Annotated in this window: 13 protein-coding genes; all 13 read left to right on the top strand. The window is 49.7% G+C overall.

The features are described 5' to 3' along the window. Positions 1 to 22: 22 nt before the first annotated feature. The 13 genes from TY03_RS07405 to nagB all read left to right on the top strand — a co-directional run bounded on the left by TY03_RS07405 (position 23) and on the right by nagB (position 18,813). Entirely contained in the window at positions 23 to 496 is a 474-nt protein-coding gene (locus tag TY03_RS07405) for a 4Fe-4S binding protein (protein ID WP_042368659.1), read from the top strand. Between the two features lie 4 nt (positions 497 to 500). Beyond that, complete coding sequence (locus TY03_RS07400) at positions 501 to 1,016, top strand: NADH-quinone oxidoreductase subunit J family protein (protein ID WP_042368657.1); 516 nt, start codon at positions 501 to 503, stop codon at positions 1,014 to 1,016. A 37-nt stretch (positions 1,017 to 1,053) separates the two neighbouring features. Beyond that, on the top strand, positions 1,054 to 1,362 hold the full coding sequence (nuoK, locus tag TY03_RS07395) for an NADH-quinone oxidoreductase subunit NuoK (protein ID WP_042368656.1): 309 nt from the start codon (positions 1,054 to 1,056) through the stop codon (positions 1,360 to 1,362). A gap of 12 nt (positions 1,363 to 1,374) precedes the next feature. After that, positions 1,375 to 3,318: an NADH-quinone oxidoreductase subunit L gene (nuoL, locus tag TY03_RS07390; protein WP_042368654.1), complete on the top strand. Its 1,944-nt coding sequence runs from the start codon at positions 1,375 to 1,377 to the stop codon at positions 3,316 to 3,318. 11 nt (positions 3,319 to 3,329) lie between these two features. Then, complete coding sequence (locus TY03_RS07385; protein WP_042369289.1) at positions 3,330 to 4,817, top strand: complex I subunit 4 family protein; 1,488 nt, start codon at positions 3,330 to 3,332, stop codon at positions 4,815 to 4,817. Positions 4,818 to 4,850: 33 nt separating this feature from the next. Beyond that, positions 4,851 to 6,290 carry an NADH-quinone oxidoreductase subunit N gene (locus TY03_RS07380; protein ID WP_042368652.1) on the top strand — a complete coding sequence of 480 codons (1,440 nt, stop codon included), beginning with the start codon at positions 4,851 to 4,853 and terminating at the stop codon, positions 6,288 to 6,290. Between the two features lie 418 nt (positions 6,291 to 6,708). Continuing rightward, entirely contained in the window at positions 6,709 to 9,426 is a 2,718-nt protein-coding gene (locus tag TY03_RS07375) for a TonB-dependent receptor (RefSeq protein ID WP_042369286.1), read from the top strand. Between the two features lie 67 nt (positions 9,427 to 9,493). Further along, the gene (locus tag TY03_RS07370; protein ID WP_042368650.1) at positions 9,494 to 10,768 is read left to right on the top strand and encodes a hypothetical protein; all 1,275 of its coding nucleotides are present in this window, start codon (positions 9,494 to 9,496) and stop codon (positions 10,766 to 10,768) included. Positions 10,769 to 10,941: 173 nt separating this feature from the next. Beyond that, positions 10,942 to 12,018 (top strand): hypothetical protein, encoded by a 1,077-nt coding sequence (locus TY03_RS07365; RefSeq protein ID WP_081713085.1) that lies wholly within the window; start codon positions 10,942 to 10,944, stop codon positions 12,016 to 12,018. Between the two features lie 114 nt (positions 12,019 to 12,132). Continuing rightward, positions 12,133 to 15,486, top strand: a complete 3,354-nt coding sequence (locus tag TY03_RS07360; protein WP_042368648.1) for a DEAD/DEAH box helicase — start codon at positions 12,133 to 12,135, stop codon at positions 15,484 to 15,486. 312 nt (positions 15,487 to 15,798) lie between these two features. Continuing rightward, the gene (locus TY03_RS07355; protein WP_042368646.1) at positions 15,799 to 16,764 is read left to right on the top strand and encodes a TIGR01212 family radical SAM protein; all 966 of its coding nucleotides are present in this window, start codon (positions 15,799 to 15,801) and stop codon (positions 16,762 to 16,764) included. Positions 16,765 to 16,770: 6 nt separating this feature from the next. Further along, on the top strand, positions 16,771 to 17,967 hold the full coding sequence (locus TY03_RS07350; protein ID WP_042368644.1) for an FprA family A-type flavoprotein: 1,197 nt from the start codon (positions 16,771 to 16,773) through the stop codon (positions 17,965 to 17,967). Between the two features lie 33 nt (positions 17,968 to 18,000). Next, positions 18,001 to 18,813 (top strand): glucosamine-6-phosphate deaminase, encoded by an 813-nt coding sequence (gene nagB / locus TY03_RS07345; protein WP_042368641.1) that lies wholly within the window; start codon positions 18,001 to 18,003, stop codon positions 18,811 to 18,813. Positions 18,814 to 18,866 lie beyond the last annotated feature (53 nt).

The following is an 18,866-nucleotide window of genomic DNA, read 5'->3' as shown; positions in this document are numbered from 1 at the left end:
GCTAATATAAAATATAGATAATATGAACAATAACTCTTACTTAGGCGGTCTTTTGCAGGGCATTGGCTCACTGATGACTGGAATGAAGACCACCATCACCGTTTACTTTCGCAAAAAGACTACCGAGCAATACCCCGAGAACAGAGCCGAACTAGTGATGTTCGATCGTTTTCGCGGAACGCTTACCATGCCTCATAACGAGCAAAACCAGCATCATTGTATTGCCTGCGGACTCTGTCAGAATGCTTGTCCCAATGATACGATTGCCATTGAAACCGAAACGATCGAAACGGACGAGGGCAAAAAGAAAAAGATACTTGCCCGATACCACTATGATTTGGGCTCGTGCATGTTCTGTCAGCTTTGCGTCAATGCTTGTCCGCACGACGCCATTACGTTCGATCAGAACTTCGAGCATGCTGTGTTCAATAGAGAGAAACTCGTACTGACGCTTAACCACGCCGGTAGTAAAGTCATCGAAAAGACAAAAGAATAACGATATGGAATTTACACTCGAAACAGTAGTATTCTACTTTCTGGCCGCTTTCATTACAGTGATGTCCATCCTGACTGTGACGACTCGTCGCATTGTCCGCTCGGCCACTTACTTATTGATGGTACTATTCGGTACCGCCGGCATTTATTTTTTATTGGGTTATACCTTTCTCGGTTCTGTGCAGATTATGGTTTATGCAGGGGGTATCGTGGTGCTATACGTATTCTCCATCCTGCTTACCAGTGGCGAGGGCGACAGGCGTTTATCCTTCCCGCGCGGAGGTAAACTGTTGGCAGGTCTTATAGCCACTGTGGGCGGTGCAGCCATCGTGTTGTTTATCACACTGACTCACCGTTTTGTGGCGACTCCCAATCTGGAACCGCTCGAGAAGAACATTAAATCGATTGGCTATGCGCTGCTTTCAGCCGATAAATACGGCTATATCCTTCCTTTCGAGGTAGTGAGTATCTTGTTGCTGGCCTGTATCGTTGGTGGTTTAATGATTGCCCGTAAGCGATGATTTTATTTCTAATTATTCATCTAACTATTTTTGCCCTATGATACATATGGAATATTACCTGGTGGTTTCGACCATTATGATGTTCGCCGGCATTTACGGATTCTTTACACGACACAATACGTTGGGCATCCTCATTTGTATTGAGCTGATGCTGAATGCCACCGATATTAACTTTGCCGTGTTCAACCGTTTCCTCTTTCCCGATGGGATGGAAGGATACTTCTTCGCCCTCTTCTCCATTGCCATTTCGGCGGCAGAGACGGCTGTGGCTATCGCGATCATGATCAATATCTACCGCAATATACGGTCGATACAAGTGAAACAGCTCGACGAAATGAAATACTAAAAAAGAACAGTTATGGACTATACAATCTTGATTCTCTTACTTCCACTCGCTACATTCCTTTTGTTGGGGCTGGGTGGTAAGTGGATGTCGCATCGTGCAGCAGGAGTTACGGGTACTTTGGCTATGGCCGTTGTTACCGTACTTTCCTATCTCACTGCCGTACTCTATTTTACTGCACCACGCGGAGCCGATGGTGCTTGGCAAACGCTGACTCCTTATAATATGACGTGGCTGCCGTTGACCGAGTCGCTGCACATCGATCTGGGTATCCGCCTCGATCCTATTGCGGTGATGATGCTGGTCGTTATTTCTACCGTGTCGCTGATGGTGCATTTGTACTCGTTGGGATACATGAAAGGAGAGCGCGGCTTTCAGCGTTATTACGCCTTTTTGTCGCTTTTCTCCATGTCGATGCTCGGCTTGGTGGTTGCTACAAACATTTTCCAGATGTATCTTTTCTGGGAGTTGGTCGGTGTGTCTTCGTACCTGCTGATCGGTTTCTATTATACTCGTCCGGCAGCGGTGGCGGCTTCTAAGAAAGCATTCATCGTGACTCGTTTTGCCGACTTGGGCTTTCTTATCGGTATCCTTATTTACGGATATTACGGGGGAACTTTTGGTTTCGAACCCGATTCCATGTCGCTGCTTACCGGAGGCGCAGCCATGATGCCGTTGGCATTGGGGTTGATGTTTATCGGTGGTGCCGGAAAGAGTGCCATGTTTCCGCTGCACATTTGGTTGCCCGATGCCATGGAAGGTCCCACGCCTGTGTCGGCCTTGATCCATGCGGCTACGATGGTAGTTGCCGGTGTGTATCTGGTGGCACGTATGTTTCCGCTGTTCATCGCCTATGCGCCGAATGTGTTGGAACTCATCGGTTGGGTAGGTGCCTTCACCGCTTTCTTTGCCGCTAGCATTGCTTGTGTGCAAACCGATATCAAAAGAGTGCTTGCTTTTTCTACCATTTCGCAAATCGGCTTTATGATGGTGGCGTTGGGTGTTTGTACCTCGACCGATCCGCATCACGGTGGTTTGGGCTATATGGCTTCTATGTTTCACCTGTTTACGCATGCCATGTTCAAGGCTTTGCTCTTTTTGGGTGCCGGTAGCATTATTCATGCCGTACATTCGAACGAGATGGAGCACATGGGTGGTTTACGGAAGTACATGCCCATTACGCACATCACCTTTCTCATTGCCTGTTTGGCCATTGCGGGTATTCCCCCGTTCTCGGGATTTTTCTCTAAAGACGAGATTCTGACGGCTTGCTACGAATACAGCCCTGTGATGGGTGCTGTGATGACAGTGATTGCAGCAATGACGGCTTTCTATATGTTCCGTCTCTATTACCGCATTTTCTGGTCGGCCTCGCCGGCCGGGCGAGCTTCGGCAGGCGATACCCATGCAGCTGTTGCCACGGCACATGGCGATACGGCTGCACACGCGAGCCACCCTCACGAAAGCCCGCTGACGATGACCATTCCGCTCCTTGTGCTGGCTTTGGTTACGTGTCTGGCCGGATTCATTCCTTTCGGTTGGTTCGTTAGCTCGAACGGAACCGATTATACGATTCACCTCGACCTGTCGGTAGCCGTTACCAGTGTTATTGTGGCTATTCTCTCCATTGCTTTGGCTACGTGGATGTACCGAGGTGCCAAGCATACGTTCGCCAACTACCTGGCTCGTCGTTTTGCCAAGCTTCACCGTGCTGCTGCGCACCGTTTCTATATCGACGAAGTGTATCTGTTCGTTACGCACCGCATTATCTTTGCCGGTATCAGCGCACCGATAGCTTGGTTCGACCGCAACGTGGTAGACGGCTTCTTCAACTTCCTGGCTTGGGCTACGCATACAACGAGTGATGAAATTCGTGGTTTGCAGAGCGGACAGATACAGCAATACACCTTCGTGTTTATTTGTGGAGCCTTGGCACTGATTCTTCTATTAATCTTATAATGACTAACGATATGAACTTCTTATCCTTATTCGTACTGATTCCTCTTGTAATGCTGGTTGGGCTTTGGTTGGCACGCAGCATTCGAGCCATCAGATCTGTGATGGTTGTCGGAGCTTCGGCTTTGCTGATCCTCTCCGTAGCCCTCACCTTCCTTTATATAGATGCGCGGGCAGCGGGAGATACTGCCGAGATGCTTTTCCGTGCCGATCTGCCTTGGTATAAACCGCTGCATATAGCTTATTCGGTGGGTGTCGACGGCATTTCGGTGGCGATGTTGCTGCTTTCGGCCGTTATCGTTTTCACCGGAACGTTTGCTTCGTGGCGTTTAGAGCCGCTTACGAAGGAGTACTTCTTGTGGTTTACGCTGCTGTCGATGGGTGTTTTCGGCTTCTTCATCTCTGTCGATCTCTTTACCATGTTCATGTTTTACGAAATAGCGTTGATACCGATGTACCTGCTTATCGGCGTTTGGGGATCGGGGCGTAAGGAATATGCCGCGATGAAACTGACGTTGATGCTGATGGGCGGTTCGGCTTTCTTGCTGATCGGTATTCTGGGCATCTACTTCGGTTCGGGAGCTACGACGATGAATCTGCTCGATATTGCCGCCCTGCACAACATTCCGTTTGCGCAGCAGTGCATTTGGTTTCCGCTTACCTTTTTGGGTTTTGGCGTGCTGGGCGCGCTGTTCCCGTTCCACACATGGAGCCCCGACGGTCATGCTTCGGCCCCGACGGCTGTCTCTATGCTCCATGCCGGTGTGTTGATGAAACTGGGTGGATACGGCTGTTTCCGCATTGCGATGTACCTGATGCCCGAAGCGGCACAAGAGCTGTCGTGGATATTCCTCATCCTAACCGGTATCTCTGTGGTGTACGGAGCCTTCTCGGCCTGTGTGCAAACCGACCTGAAGTACATCAACGCCTACTCCTCGGTGAGCCACTGCGGACTGGTGCTTTTTGCCATCTTGATGATGACCCGTACGGCCGCTACCGGTGCCGTATTGCAAATGTTGAGCCACGGACTGATGACGGCTCTCTTCTTTGCCCTGATCGGTATGATTTACGGACGCACACATACGCGTGACGTACGCGAGCTGTCCGGGCTGATGAAGGTGATGCCCTTTCTGAGTGTCTGCTACGTGATTGCCGGTTTGGCCAACCTCGGTCTGCCGGGGTTGAGCGGATTCGTTGCCGAGATGACGATCTTCGTCGGATCGTTCGAGAACCCCGATGTATTTCACCGCACACTGACGGTGATTGCCTGCACCTCGATCGTGATTACGGCGGTTTACATTCTGCGTTTGGTCGGTAAGATTCTCTACGGCACTTGTACCAACAAGCACCATTTGGCACTGACCGATGCTACTTGGGACGAACGCGTAGCCGTGATCTGCCTGATTGCCTGCGTGGCAGGGTTGGGTATGGCCCCTTGGTGGATCAGCGATATGATATCCGGTAGTGTCAATCCCGTGATTGCTGCGCTGCTGGGGCATTAACCATTAACCATTCATCATTAACCAATTATTGACATGGATTACTCTCAATTCCTATATATGCGCGAGGAACTCTCGCTGATAGCTGTGTTGCTCATTCTCTTTGTGGCCGACCTCTTTATGAGCCCCGATGCCCACAAAACGGATGGTCGCGCGCGGCTCAATACCCTCTTACCGGTGATTTTGCTCACCATCCACACACTGCTCAACTTGGTGCCGGCGCCGGCTGCCGAGGCCTTTGGCGGTATGTATCACTATGTGCCCATGCACACGGTTATCAAATCGGTGTTAAGCATCGGTACCATCATTGTTTTCCTGATGGCTCACGAGTGGCTCAAGCTGCCCGATTGCCGCATCCGTCAGGGCGAGTTTTATGTGCTGACGCTCTCGACGCTGATCGGTATGTTCTTTATGATCTCCGCCGGCCATTTCCTGATGTTCTTCATCGGTTTGGAGATGGCTTCGATTCCGATGGCTGCTCTGGTGGCCTTCGATAAATACCGTCACCACTCGGCCGAGGCGGGAGCCAAGTATATCTTGACGGCACTCTTCAGCAGTGCTCTGCTCTTGTTTGGTCTTTCGATGGTGTACGGTACGTGCGGTACGCTCTACTTCAATGACCTGCCTCCGTTTATCGACGGCAATCACTTGCAGGTGATGGCGTTCGTGTTCTTCTTCTCGGGGATGGCCTTTAAGATATCGCTCGTTCCGTTCCACCTCTGGACGGCCGATGTGTACGAAGGTGCGCCGAGCGTGGTAACGGCCTACCTGAGTGTGATCTCGAAAGGTTCGGCAGCTTTCGTGCTGCTCACCATTTTGATTAAGGTGTTTGCCCCCATGATTTCCGATTGGCAAGAGGTGCTTTACTGGGTCATCATTGCCTCTATTACGATAGCCAACCTGTTTGCCATTCGCCAACAGAACCTCAAACGATTGATGGCCTTTTCGAGTATCTCGCAGGCAGGATACATCATGCTGGGCGTGATCGGTGGTACGGCTGCCGGCATGTCGTCGTTGGTCTATTACGTATTGGTTTATATGGTGGCCAATCTGGCGGTATTCGCCATTATTACCATCATTGCCTTGCGCACGCATCGCTATACGCTCGAGCAGTACAACGGTCTGTACCGTACGAACCCCAAATTGGCTTTTGTGATGACGCTGGCACTGTTCTCGCTCGCCGGTATTCCTCCTTTTGCCGGCTTCTTCTCGAAGTTCTTCATCTTCATGGCTGCTTTTCAGGCAGGATTCCACCTGTTGGTATTTATTGCGCTCATCAATACGGTGATTTCGCTGTACTACTACCTGCTCATTGTCAAGGCGATGTATATCAATCCTTCGGATGATCCGGCTCCTGCCTTCCGTACCGATAACCATACCCGTTTGGCGTTGGCACTCTGCACGCTGGGTATTATTGGCTTGGGAGTACTTAGCATGGTGTATGGAAACATCGATAAGTTGAGTTTCGGCATGTAAATTGCTCGCAACGGAGAAAAAATAGGCAAGAATGCTGCATTCTTGCACCAAAAAACCTAAACCGGACTCGGAATGCAGCGTTCTTGGGCTAAAAAAAGAAGTTAAGCTCAGAACGCTGCATTTTTGTATCCAAAAATCCAAATCGGACTCGGAATGCAGCATTCTTGGGTTAAAAAAAATAAGTTAAGCTCAGAACGCTGCATTCTCATACCCCAAAAAATAAATCGGACTTAGAACGCTGCATTCTTGTACCCCCGGCAATAATTGGGATCAAGAATAGCCTGTTTCGGTATTGGGGGGCGAGAAAATGATAACACGATTGTCATATTCACGTCAATGAAATGTACTATTTGCGTCATACGGCTGTCATGCTATTGCTTCATCTTTGCACTTGAAAAAGTAACGCATAGAAATGAAAATGAAACAAGCATTAAGCAGAACGTTTGCTACCCTTTTACTGATTGCCGCCTTGACTCTGACAGCACAAGCGGGAGTGCTCAAAGGAATCATCATCGACAAACAAACCCGCGAACCCTTGATGGGAGCCACCGTGCGGATTGTAGGAACCTCGCTCGGCGCAGTGGCCGACATGGAGGGTCGTTATCAGCTTCCCGACATTCAAAACGGAACGTATCGCATCGAAGTGAAGTATATCGGCAACCGCGATATCATCCGCAACGGTGTGGTCATTCACACAGCGCAACCACTCACACTCGATTTCGAGATGGAGGCCGATGCCCAAGTACTTTCGGAAGTAGCCGTGGTGGCTCGCAAAAACCTCGAAGGCGAAAAGGCACTGATGCAACAACGCCAACTCTCTACACTCGCCATCGAAAGCATGGGAGCCAGGGAGATGAGCCTCAAAGGCGTGTCGAACGTAGAAGACGGGGTGAAGAAAATCACCGGCATCTCCATTGCCAGTGCCGGACAGTTGATCGTACGCGGACTGGGCGACCGATACAGCACCACGACGCTCAACGGACTGCCCATCGCATCGCCCAACCCCGACAATAAACTCATTCCGCTCGACCTCTTTCCCTCGTCGACCGTACAGAATATCACCGTGAGCAAGGTGTACCAAGCCGGTGCGTTTGCCGACTACTCGGGCGCACACATCGACATCAGCACCAAAGAGAACACCGGAAGCGATTTCTTCTCGATCGGTTTCGCTACGGGTGGACGCATCAATACCTTGGGCAAAGACTTCTATTACAGCGATCGCAAAGGCGGACTTTTCCGTACGGGCAACCTGCGCAACAAAGACCTTCTGCTCGGCATGAGCCGTACAGAGTTTCGCGAATATGCCCGCACGAACGATCCCTTCGGAACCTCCTTCTCGATCAACCGCCGCACCTCGCTGCCCGAACTAAGTGCCAATATCGGTGCAGGCAAGAGTTGGACACTCTCCAATGGCAACCGATGGAGCGCACTGGCCTCTGTGGGGTTGAGCAACGATCATCAAGTGCTTCGCGATGCATACGTAACCACCATGACCGCGCAAGGCACGCACCTCGATGAGTTCAGCTACGACAGCTATGCCACTACACTGAAAATGGCCGCACTCGCCAACGTGGGCTACAGCTTCGGCAAGGCCGACCGCATCAATTACACACTCTTCTATGCCCGCAACGCCGTAGACGATTATATGCGCCGCGAGGGTATCGATGCCGAACGCAACAACATCGTTTCGAGCAACAGTGCTTACCGCTCGTATGCCCTGCTCAACAATCAGCTGTTGGGACATCACGAACTCTCCTCGCGTTGGGATGTAAACTGGAGTGTATCTTACGGAATCACCAACAGCGACGAGCCCGACCGCCGGCAGATTATCTTCTTCCGCGAAGGAAGCGAAAGCAACGATAAGCTCAGCCTGTTCAAACTAAACCAAACCACGAACCGCTACTTCGGTCAGCTCGAAGAACGCGAAAGTGTGGCCGATCTCCGTACCTCTTACCGTTGGGGCGAGAGCAACCTGATTCGGCTGGGCGGAACGTATAAGAACAAGAAGCGCGATTTCGAGAGTGCCAACTTCTACTACGATCTGAATGCACTCAATGCCGATATAACCACGATTTACGATACCGACAGCTACCTCAACAACGAGAACATCGCCAACGGCACCATCAAAGTAAACCTCGATGCACAGCCGCGCTATAACTACTACGCCGGAACGGATGTGTGGGCAGCCTTCACCGAGGTCGAATACTACCCTACGGCATCGCTGCTGGTCAATCTCGGTCTGCGCTACGAACAAGCCAACCAATGGGTGCGCTACTGGACCGATGGGGGCAAGGAGGTGAAAACCGATTTGAACAAGGGCGACCTCTTCCCGGCACTGAATCTAAAATATACGCTTAGCAAGGCCTCCAACCTGCGCCTCTCGCTCTCGCGCACCGTGACGCGCCCCTCGTTTATCGAAATGGCTCCCTTCCTTTACCAACAATCTTACGGAAGCGCCTACATCCGCGGTAACGACCAACTCAAGAATGCCTATAACTACAATGCCGACTTGCGCTACGACCTGTTCTCGCAAAACGGAAGCGGCGATATGTTCTCCATCACCGGATATTTTAAGAAACTCGACGCACCGATCGAGCAGACGCAAGAGTCGTCCGGAGGAACCGTGGTACGCTCTTTCCGCAATGCCGAAGACGGCATAGCCATGGGGGTGGAGATCGAGTTCCGCAAAGAGATTGTGAAGAACCTGCGCGTCGGTGCCAATGGTTCGTATATGTACACCAACGTCGTTCTGCCCGAAGGCGGTGTGTATACCGACACCGAGCGTGCCTTGCAGGGAGCTTCGCCCTTCCTTATCAATGCCGACTTGACGTACGCTCCACGCTTGGGCGAGGAGAGCAACCTGTCGCTCGCAGCTGTTTACAACGTGCAGGGACCACGCATCGAAACGGTAGGTATCTACCAAACCGGCAACATAAAGCAGCAAACGCTGCACACGCTCGATTTTATCTCCGGATATACCCTCAACCGTCACTTCTCGTTCAGCCTCAAGGTGAAAGACATCCTCAACAGCACCATTCGTCTGAAGCAGGAGATACCGCAAACGGGCGAGAACATCACCGTCGAATCCTTCCGCCCCGGTACCCGTGCCGAGATCGGAGTCGTATATAAATTCTAATAAAGAGACAAAGAGATCACTCTCAATAAAATCACATGAAACAAATCACTCTAAACAAATCACGATTATGAAAAGTAACTTAATGAATGGAAATGTATGGTCGCTGCTTGCTCTGATGAGCATTGCCACACTGACTGCCTGTAGTACAAGTGAAAATGGTGGAGACAATGGTAAGGACAACGAGAAAGAACTCGTTTTGGCCAACAACGCCACCCTGACCGGCGACATCGATGGCGAGAAAACCATCATCCTGAGCAAAGGTTTCAACTTTACCCTCAGTGGAGAGTATACCGTAAAGGCAGGAAGTACGCTGCGTATTGCCGAAGGGGTGACCATCACCGCCAAGAGCAACGATAACGTGATCGACTACATCCTCGTAGAACAGGGCGGAAAGATCGAAGCCGTAGGTACGGCCGCTGCACCGATTGTAATGACTGCCGAAAACGAGGAGGCAGGCGCCTGGGGCGGTTTGCATATCTGCGGACGGGCACCGATCAATATCGGTTCTACCGGCAAATCGGAAGTAGGAGATGCTCCTTATGGCGGTACCGATGCCGATGATAATTCGGGTACGCTCAAATACATCCGTCTGGAATATGCCGGATACAAATTCACCAGCGAAAAGGAGTGCAACGGATTCACCTTCTACGGAGTGGGACGCGGTACTACGCTCGAATACCTCGAAGCCTACAAAGGTTCGGACGATGGTTTCGAATGGTTTGGCGGAACGGTCAATGCCAAATACCTGATGTCGGTAAGCAACAGCGACGACTCGTTCGACTGGACAGAGGGATGGAGCGGTAAGGCACAGTTTCTTGTTGCCTATCAAGAATCGGCTGCTACGCTGGGCTATACTTGCGACTGCTTGATCGAAGCCGATAATTACGATAAGAACATGGATGCGAAACCCGTATCGAGCCCTACACTGGCCAACCTCACACTGATCGGTGCCGACAATCCTGAGGGAAAACGCGGTGTTCGTCTGCGTGCCGGCACACAAGCCAAGATATACAATGCCCTTGTGACCGGAAAGAGCAGCAACCTGACTACCGAAACGCGCCAGACCGAAGGATATTTGGTAGACGGAACCTCGATACTGAACTACATCGCCATTGTCGGCGATATCAGTGCCAAGGGAGACGGAGGCTACTCATCGGCACTCTTTACGGCCGCTGCCAACAACAATGCGATCAATCAGAATATCACGTTCACCAAAACCATCATCGGTACGCAAGCCGGAGGAGCCGATCTTTCTACGAAAGATAACTTCTTCATCAACGCTCCTTATAAGGGTGCGGTAAGTGCCGACAATGACTGGACGAAAGGCTGGTCGAAGCTATAATCTATTGATTAATCACGGGAAGTGGGCGGTTGGCAAGAAAGAGTTGCTTACCGTCCATTCCTGCTGTTAACCAACCACTCACTCTATATTTTTTCACTCTTCATTTTAATTCTCAATTGATGAAACGATTCACTGTCATCTTCCGTTTTTCACTATTTATTTCTTTGTTGCTTATGCTCGTATCTGTAGGCTGTACCTCTTCGGACCCTACACAAAACGGCATTATCTATGGCGGCAACCTGATCGGCAACGGCGAGCAAACATTCGAAATCCGCGATCACCAATACATTCGCCGGGGCACGTATGTGATGAGAGGTTGGTGCTACATTACCAACGGATCGACTCTTACCATTGAGGCCGGAACGGTTATTAAGGGAGATAAAGCAACACGCGCGGCACTGATCGTAGAGCCGGGTGGCAAACTTATTGCCCGCGGCACTGTCGATGCTCCCATCGTTTTTACCTCTGCCATGCCCGATGGAGCGCAAAGACCGGGCGACTGGGGCGGCATCATCGTTTGTGGCAATGCGCGCAACAACCAAGCCATTATGCAGATAGAAGGTGGCCCGCGCACCCTGCACGGCGGATCGAATGATGCCGATAACTCGGGTGTGCTCAGTTACCTACGCATTGAATATGCCGGACACCCGTTTAAAAAAGATCAGGAGATAAACGGGCTTACCTTTGGCTCGGTAGGCAGTGGAACGCAGGTCGATCACATTCAGGTGAGCTACTCGAACGATGATGCTTTCGAGTGGTTTGGCGGGACGGTCAACTGCACCCATCTGGTTGCTTATCGTGCCTGGGATGATGATTTTGATGCCGATAACGGCTATCGGGGTACTTGTACGAATCTGTTGGGCATCCGTCATCCTCGATTGGCAGATGTAACCCAGTCGCACGCATTCGAATGCAGCAATAATGGGCAAGACAGCCCGGCCACTCCCATCACTGCGCCACGCTTTGAACAGGTTACCATCTTCGGTCCTGCCGATGCTGACCCGAACTTTGTCAATACGCCCGCTTACATCAATGGCGGAAATCTCCGCCCCGACAATGAAAGTTTGCTGGGGCTGTTCGGTGCTGCGCTTAAGCTCGATGTGCATACACAGGTCTCGATTGTAGGTGCTACCATTAGCGGATACCCTTCGCAGGTCGAAGGTACGCCCGGGGGGATGGAAGACGTGCGCTTCGAGGAGCGTCGACAGGTGGTGTATCCCGAGTGGACGCAAGGCTGGTGCAAATTCTAAGTAGATAAATGGTCGGAACCTTTGGGGCAAATGGTCGGAATCTTTCTGGTGGATGGTCGGAACCTTTGCCCCTTACCATTGGATATTTCTAAATTTTCTCTACCTTTGCTTGGTATGGAACAAGCAATAAAAGAATCTTTCGAACTGCTACTGGGTGCTTGTTGCACCGACGATACCCATTTGGCTACCGACTATAAACAATTGCGTGATCTGCTCGAGCGTCTTTGCCGGGCACAGATGACGGATCAGAGCCTGCAAATGACCGATTTGTCGGCACGTATCAGTTTTGTAGCGGCACGAGTGGGGTTGTCTGTGGTGGAGCAAAACCGTCTACATACTTTTCGACTTACCTCCAATGCTATTTTGAACAGGAAGAGCGAACCCACGCGCGAACAACTGTTGCGCGATGTCAAGACACTGGCTTTTTTTGTCCGTAAATTGTCGGGCGAGGAGATTCCCGCCGAGCTGTACCGATTATTGCCCCGTGCCGATGCCACCTATCTGGTGGCTCCGCCTGCCCGCGAACGCCGCAACCGCATGCGTGTTTGCTTTCAATATGCCGACGAGCAGTATCTCTACGTAATGCCTACCGAGGAACTGTCTGACGAACCGCTGCGTGTGCGCTACGGCGTGTCACAGGTCAATGATGAGTTCAACGATACGTGCGCTGCGTTATGGGCTCATGCACAGATCAACCTGCTCGATGTGGCCATTGATGATGCCGGGATACTTACTCCCTCGTTTATAGTGCTCGAACCCGATTATCTGGTCGATATCAGTACGCTCGCCGAGTGTTTTCGCGACTATGGACATCACCCGATGAATTATATTTATGCCCGTTTTCAGTCCATCGATAATGCCCGTCCGTTGCTGCTGGGAAACATCGCCAACCTCTTTCTCGATGAATGGATACATGCCGAAGGCGAGGTAGATTATGCCGCTTGTATGCAGAAAGCCTTTCGCCGCTATCCGATCGAACTGGCTGCCTGCAAGGATCTTCGCGATCCGGCCAAAGAACGGGAGTTCTTTGCCGATTGCCGCAAACACTTCGATCACCTGAAGCGCGTGGTTACCGAAACCTTTCATGCGCCCGGCTATGAACTCGACAAGCGGGATGCGGTGCTCGAACCATCCTATATTTGCGAGGCGTTGGGGCTGCAAGGTCGACTGGACTATATGCAGCGTGATATGTCGGCCTTTATCGAGATGAAATCGGGCAAGGCCGATGAATATGTGATTCGTGGCAAAGTAGAGCCCAAAGAGAACAACAAAGTGCAGATGATGCTCTATCAGGCGGTGTTGCAATATGCCATGGGACAGCCGCATGCCAAGGTAAAACCCTATCTGTTGTATACGCGCTATCCGCTGCTCTATCCGGCTCGTCCGTCGTGGGCGATGGTGCGTCGTGCCATCAACCTGCGCAACCGGATTGTGGCAAACGAATACGGTATTCAGTTGCACAATAACCTCGATTATACGGCCGGTAAGTTGAGCGAAATCAATGCTGCAACCCTGAACGAGCGGGCACTCACCGGACGCTTCTGGGAGCAATACCTGCGTCCCTCCATCGATGCCTTTGCCGATCGCCTGCGCGAGCGGTCAACCCTCGAACGGGCTTATTTCTACACCCTTTATAATTTTATCACCAAAGAACTCTATACATCGAAATCGGGTGATGCCGACTACGACGGACGTGCAGGAGCTGCTTCTTTGTGGCTGTCTACATTGGCCGAAAAGTGCGAGGCAGGCGAAATACTCTACGATTTACTCATCTGCGAGAACCGAGCGGGCGACGAGCACAAGCCGAGCCTCACGCTCACGATCCCGCAAACGGAAACGACATTGCCCAACTTTCGCTACGGCGATGCCATTGTTCTTTATCAGCGCAATGCCGATACGGACAATGTAACCAATCAGATGGTTTTTAAAGGCAATATCGAGTGGCTGACGGCGCAGGAAATACGCATTCGACTCCGTGCTACTCAGCAGAACGCAGCCGTACTTCCCTCGGGTAGTCGCTATGCCATTGAGCACGACGCGATGGACACCTCCTTTCGGAGTATGTATCAAGGGCTTTCGGTTTTCTTGTCAGCCAATCAAGACCGGCGCGATTTGTTGCTGGGGCAACGTCCACCCGCCTTTGATACCTCGTTTGATGCACGGATTGCTACGGCTTCGGATGATTTTGCCCGTGTGGTGCTCAAAGCACAAGCAGCGCGCGACTATTTTTTGCTCATCGGCCCACCCGGTACAGGCAAAACATCGTGGGCATTGAAGCAGATGGTCGAAGCATTTTATGCGAATGAGAACACGCAGATTCTATTGCTATCGTATACCAACCGGGCAGTCGATGAGATTTGCAAAGCCCTCTCCCGTATTTCGCCTGAGGTCGATTTTATTCGCGTGGGTAGTGAATTATCGTGCGATGAGGCGTATCGGGCACACCTGATGGAAAATGTACTGGACCCTTGCTCCCGACGAGCCGAGGTGAATGCACGCATTGCCCGTTGCCGTATCTTTGTGGGTACGGTGGCTTCTGTGTCGGCTAAGCCCGAACTGTTTCAACTCAAGAGTTTCGATGTGGCGATTGTAGACGAGTCGACTCAGATTCTCGAGCCCCAACTCTTGGGTATTCTCTGTATGCGCAATGTAGCGGGAGGGAATGCTGTCGGCAAGTTTATCCTCATTGGCGATCACAAGCAACTGCCGGCAGTGGTGTTGCTGCGCGAAGAACACGCCGAGGTACACGACGAAGCTTTGCGTGGCATCGGGTTGAAGAACCTTAAGGATTCTCTGTTTGAACGTTTATATCGCAACATCTGCTTGGTCGATGATGGCCAGGCTATTGCGCATCCTTGCTACGATATGCTTTGCAAGCAGGGGCGTATGCACCCCGATGTGGCACTTTTTGCGAATCGAGCTTTCTACGAAAGCCGATTGCTCCCTGTGGGATTGCCCCATCAGATGGAAAGTTCGGAGGATATCGTTCGGTTGGCTTTCTATCCTTCCGAGGCAGAGCCGATAGGGATGCCTCCCAAAACGAACCATTCGGAAGCCCGCATTGTTGCCCGTTTAGCCGCCGAAATCTATGAGCAGTATGCCGAAAACTTTGATGAAGCTACTACCTTGGGCATTATCACACCGTACCGTAGCCAGATTGCGTTGATACGGCAGGAAATAGCCTCACTTGCCATTCCTGCTTTAGATTCAATTTTGGTCGATACGGTCGAAAGATTTCAAGGGAGCGAGCGCGATGTAATTATTTACTCTTGTTGCATTAACTATCCATACCAATTACGTCTACTTTCCAACCTCACAGAAGAACGTGGGATATTGATTGACCGAAAGCTAAATGTAGCGCTGACTCGTGCTCGGAAGCAGTTGTTTTTAACGGGCGTTCGGGAGCTGTTAATGGAGAACCGATTGTACTTAAATTTGATAAAATTAGTAAGGGAGCAAAATGTTTAACAAGCTTTTGGAGTATATTAATTTTTTATCATCTTTTTATAAGTTTAATTAACAACCTCGTATTAAACAAACCACTATATTTGCAATACGTTTTTTTCATAGAGATTTAGATTTAAGGTTAGAAAAAATGTGGAAGTCGTGAGACTTCCCCTTTTTTCATCTTTAAGGTTTACCCCTTCGCTATACAAGAGGGAGGCAAACAAGAAAAGCCGCTTCGAGAGAAGGGGCTTTTTTAATTGAGTCATTCCTGCTGTTTCTCGTTCTTTTTGCTTATGTTTGCTTGCTTTTAATGAATAATAAGACGCACCGTTTATGACCGAATATCCTTTATATAATGATTTCTCTACTTTTCTAAAGAACCATTTTCCATATAAAGTTCAGAAAATATCCTTGAATGCCGGATTTACTTGTCCCAACCGGGATGGAACCAAGGGGCAGGGTGGGTGTACGTACTGTAACAACCAAACGTTCAATCCCGACTATTGTAAAACGGAGAAGTCTATTCATCAGCAACTCGAAGAAGGGAAGCTGTTCTTCGTTCGCAAATATCCTGAAATGAAGTATCTTGCCTATTTTCAGGCATACACCAATACCTATGCCGAGTTGGAGGGTTTGAAGCGCAAGTATGAAGAGGCATTGCGTGTGGACAATGTAGTGGGGCTGGTCATTGGTACACGTCCCGATTGTATGCCCGATGCCTTGTTGCGCTATCTGGAAGAACTGAACCGACAGACCTTTTTATTGGTGGAGTATGGCATTGAGAGTACGTGCGACGCAACATTGAAACGAATCAACCGGGGGCATACGTTTGCCGATACGATAGAAGCCGTTCGGCGTACCGCAGATTGTGGTATTCGGGTAGGCGGTCATGTGATACTCGGGCTACCCGGCGAGAGTAACGAGCAGATTCTGGAACAAGCGGGCGTGTTATCGCAACTACCGTTAACTACGCTTAAGATGCATCAGTTGCAGCTCATTCGAGGCACACGCATGGCGCATGAATATGAGCAATGCCCCGACGATTTTAGGCTTTTCGAAGTGGATCGGTATATCGATTTGGTCATTGATTACATCGAACGATTGCGTCCGGATATCGTATTGGAACGTTTTGTATCACAGTCGCCCCGCGAGCTGCTTATTGCTCCTCATTGGGGTCTGAAAAATTATGAATTCACCGCCCAAGTTCAAAAAAGAATGAAAGAAAGGGGTGCTTATCAAGGAAAGAAGTTCGGGGTTTCAGAAAAAAGAGCTATTTTTGCAGAAGATATTAATCTATAAATAAGAATGAAAGAGAAAACAAGAATTAAAGGAAACGTTCACTATGTGGGAGTTAACGACCGTAATAAACATCTTTTTGAGGGGATGTGGCCGCTACCTTACGGGGTTTCGTATAACTCTTATCTAATAGATGATGAGATGGTAGCATTGGTCGATACAGTCGATATTTGTTACTTTGAAGTATATCTACGTAAGATACAACAAGTGATTGGCGATCGTCCGATCAACTATTTAATTATAAATCATATGGAGCCGGATCATTCGGGCTCTATTCGTTTGATTAAGCAACATTATCCCGATATCGTCATTGTGGGCAATAAGCAAACATTCGGTATGATTGAGGGATTCTATGGGGTAACAGGCGAACAATATGTGGTAAAAGATGGTGATTTTTTAGCATTAGGACATCACAAACTTAGATTCTACCTTACACCGATGGTGCATTGGCCCGAAACGATGATGACGTTTGATGAAACAGACGGAGTACTCTTCTCGGGTGACGGATTCGGTTGCTTCGGAACATTGGACGGTGGATTTATCGATACCCGTATCAACACTGATCACTATTGGGACGAAATGGTGCGTTACTATTCGAATATCGTTGGTAAATATGGCAGCCCTGTGCAAAAAGCGTTACAGAAACTGGGCGGATTGTCTATCTCGGCTATCTGCTCTACACATGGCCCGGTATGGACTGAGAATATCACCAAGGTGGTGGGCATCTATGATAAATTGAGTCGCTATGCGGCCGAAGATGGTGTTGTCATTGCCTACGGAAGTATGTACGGTAATACCGAGCAAATGGCAGAGGCCATTGCTGCCGAACTATCGGCGCAAGGAGTGAAAAATATCGTGTTGCACAATGTAAGCAAAACCAATGCTTCGTATATCTTGATGGATATTTTCAAATACAAAGGATTGATTATCGGTTCACCTACGTATAGCAACCAGATATTTCCGGAAATAGAATCGTTACTCTCGAAGATATTGGTTCGCGAATTGAAAGGTCGCTATCTGGCTACATTTGGCTCCTTTACGTGGGCAGGTGCAGCTGTAAAACGCATGGCCGAATTTGCAGAAAAGAGTAAATTTGAATTGGTAGGCGATCCGGTGGAGATGAAGCAAGCTATGAAAGACATCACCTACGAACAGTGCGAAAACCTGGCACGGGCAATGGCCGAAAGACTAAAAGTTAATTCTTAACTAACATAATAACCTACTAAAAAAACAATCGACATGAGATTAATCATTCAGCCGGACTATCAGTCGGTATCTCAATGGGCCGCACATTATGTTGCCGCCAAAATCAGAGCAGCTAAACCTACAGCAGAGAAACCATTTGTGTTGGGATGTCCCACCGGTTCTTCTCCATTGGGTATGTACAAGGGTCTCATTGATTTGAATAAGAAGGGCATCGTATCGTTCGAACACGTAGTGACATTCAATATGGACGAATACGTAGGTTTGCCTCAGGAACACCCCGAAAGCTACTATTCTTTTATGTGGAACAACTTCTTCGGTCACATCGACATCAAGCGTGAGAATACAAATATCCTCAATGGAAATGCTGCCGACCTCGATGCAGAGTGTGCTCGCTACGAAGCGAAAATTAAGTCTTATGGAGGTATCGACCTATTTATGGGAGGTATCGGTCCCGATGGACACATCGCTTTCAACGAGCCGGGTTCTTCGTTGAGTTCGCGTACCCGTCAGAAAACGTTGACTAACGACACCATCATCGCCAACTCTCGTTTCTTCGATAACGATATCAATAAAGTACCTAAAACTTCGTTGACAGTAGGCGTGGGTACCGTTTTATCGGCTCGCGAAGTGATGATTATTGTGAATGGTCACAACAAAGCCCGTGCACTGTATCATGCAGTAGAGGGAGCTATTACACAGATGTGGACAATCAGCGCCTTGCAAATGCACGAAAAGGGTATCATTGTGTGTGATGATGCAGCGACTGTCGAACTGAAAGTAGGAACGTATCGCTACTTTAAAGATATCGAAGCGGAACATTTAGATCCGGCTTCTTTATTGTCATAACTATATAAAAAGACGGTTCCCGGACAACACATGCGTGTGTATCCGGGTAACCG

Source organism: Bacteroides neonati (assembly GCF_000499785.1).
Classification (GTDB): domain Bacteria; phylum Bacteroidota; class Bacteroidia; order Bacteroidales; family Bacteroidaceae; genus Bacteroides; species Bacteroides neonati.
This window is presented reverse-complemented; position numbering and strand designations above follow the sequence as displayed.

What these genes read in the sequence shown, in the direction of transcription:
- TY03_RS07380 (WP_042368652.1), top strand. Translation starts at nt 4,851, where the DNA reads ATGGATTACTCTCAATTCCTATATATGCGCGAGGAACTCTCGCTGATA.
- TY03_RS07375 (WP_042369286.1), top strand. Translation starts at nt 6,709, where the DNA reads ATGAAACAAGCATTAAGCAGAACGTTTGCTACCCTTTTACTGATTGCC.
- TY03_RS07385 (WP_042369289.1), top strand. Translation starts at nt 3,330, where the DNA reads ATGAACTTCTTATCCTTATTCGTACTGATTCCTCTTGTAATGCTGGTT.
- TY03_RS07400 (WP_042368657.1), top strand. Translation starts at nt 501, where the DNA reads ATGGAATTTACACTCGAAACAGTAGTATTCTACTTTCTGGCCGCTTTC.
- nuoK (WP_042368656.1), top strand. Translation starts at nt 1,054, where the DNA reads ATGATACATATGGAATATTACCTGGTGGTTTCGACCATTATGATGTTC.
- nagB (WP_042368641.1), top strand. Translation starts at nt 18,001, where the DNA reads ATGAGATTAATCATTCAGCCGGACTATCAGTCGGTATCTCAATGGGCC.
- TY03_RS07350 (WP_042368644.1), top strand. Translation starts at nt 16,771, where the DNA reads ATGAAAGAGAAAACAAGAATTAAAGGAAACGTTCACTATGTGGGAGTT.
- TY03_RS07360 (WP_042368648.1), top strand. Translation starts at nt 12,133, where the DNA reads ATGGAACAAGCAATAAAAGAATCTTTCGAACTGCTACTGGGTGCTTGT.
- nuoL (WP_042368654.1), top strand. Translation starts at nt 1,375, where the DNA reads ATGGACTATACAATCTTGATTCTCTTACTTCCACTCGCTACATTCCTT.
- TY03_RS07365 (WP_081713085.1), top strand. Translation starts at nt 10,942, where the DNA reads ATGCTCGTATCTGTAGGCTGTACCTCTTCGGACCCTACACAAAACGGC.
- TY03_RS07370 (WP_042368650.1), top strand. Translation starts at nt 9,494, where the DNA reads ATGAAAAGTAACTTAATGAATGGAAATGTATGGTCGCTGCTTGCTCTG.
- TY03_RS07405 (WP_042368659.1), top strand. Translation starts at nt 23, where the DNA reads ATGAACAATAACTCTTACTTAGGCGGTCTTTTGCAGGGCATTGGCTCA.
- TY03_RS07355 (WP_042368646.1), top strand. Translation starts at nt 15,799, where the DNA reads ATGACCGAATATCCTTTATATAATGATTTCTCTACTTTTCTAAAGAAC.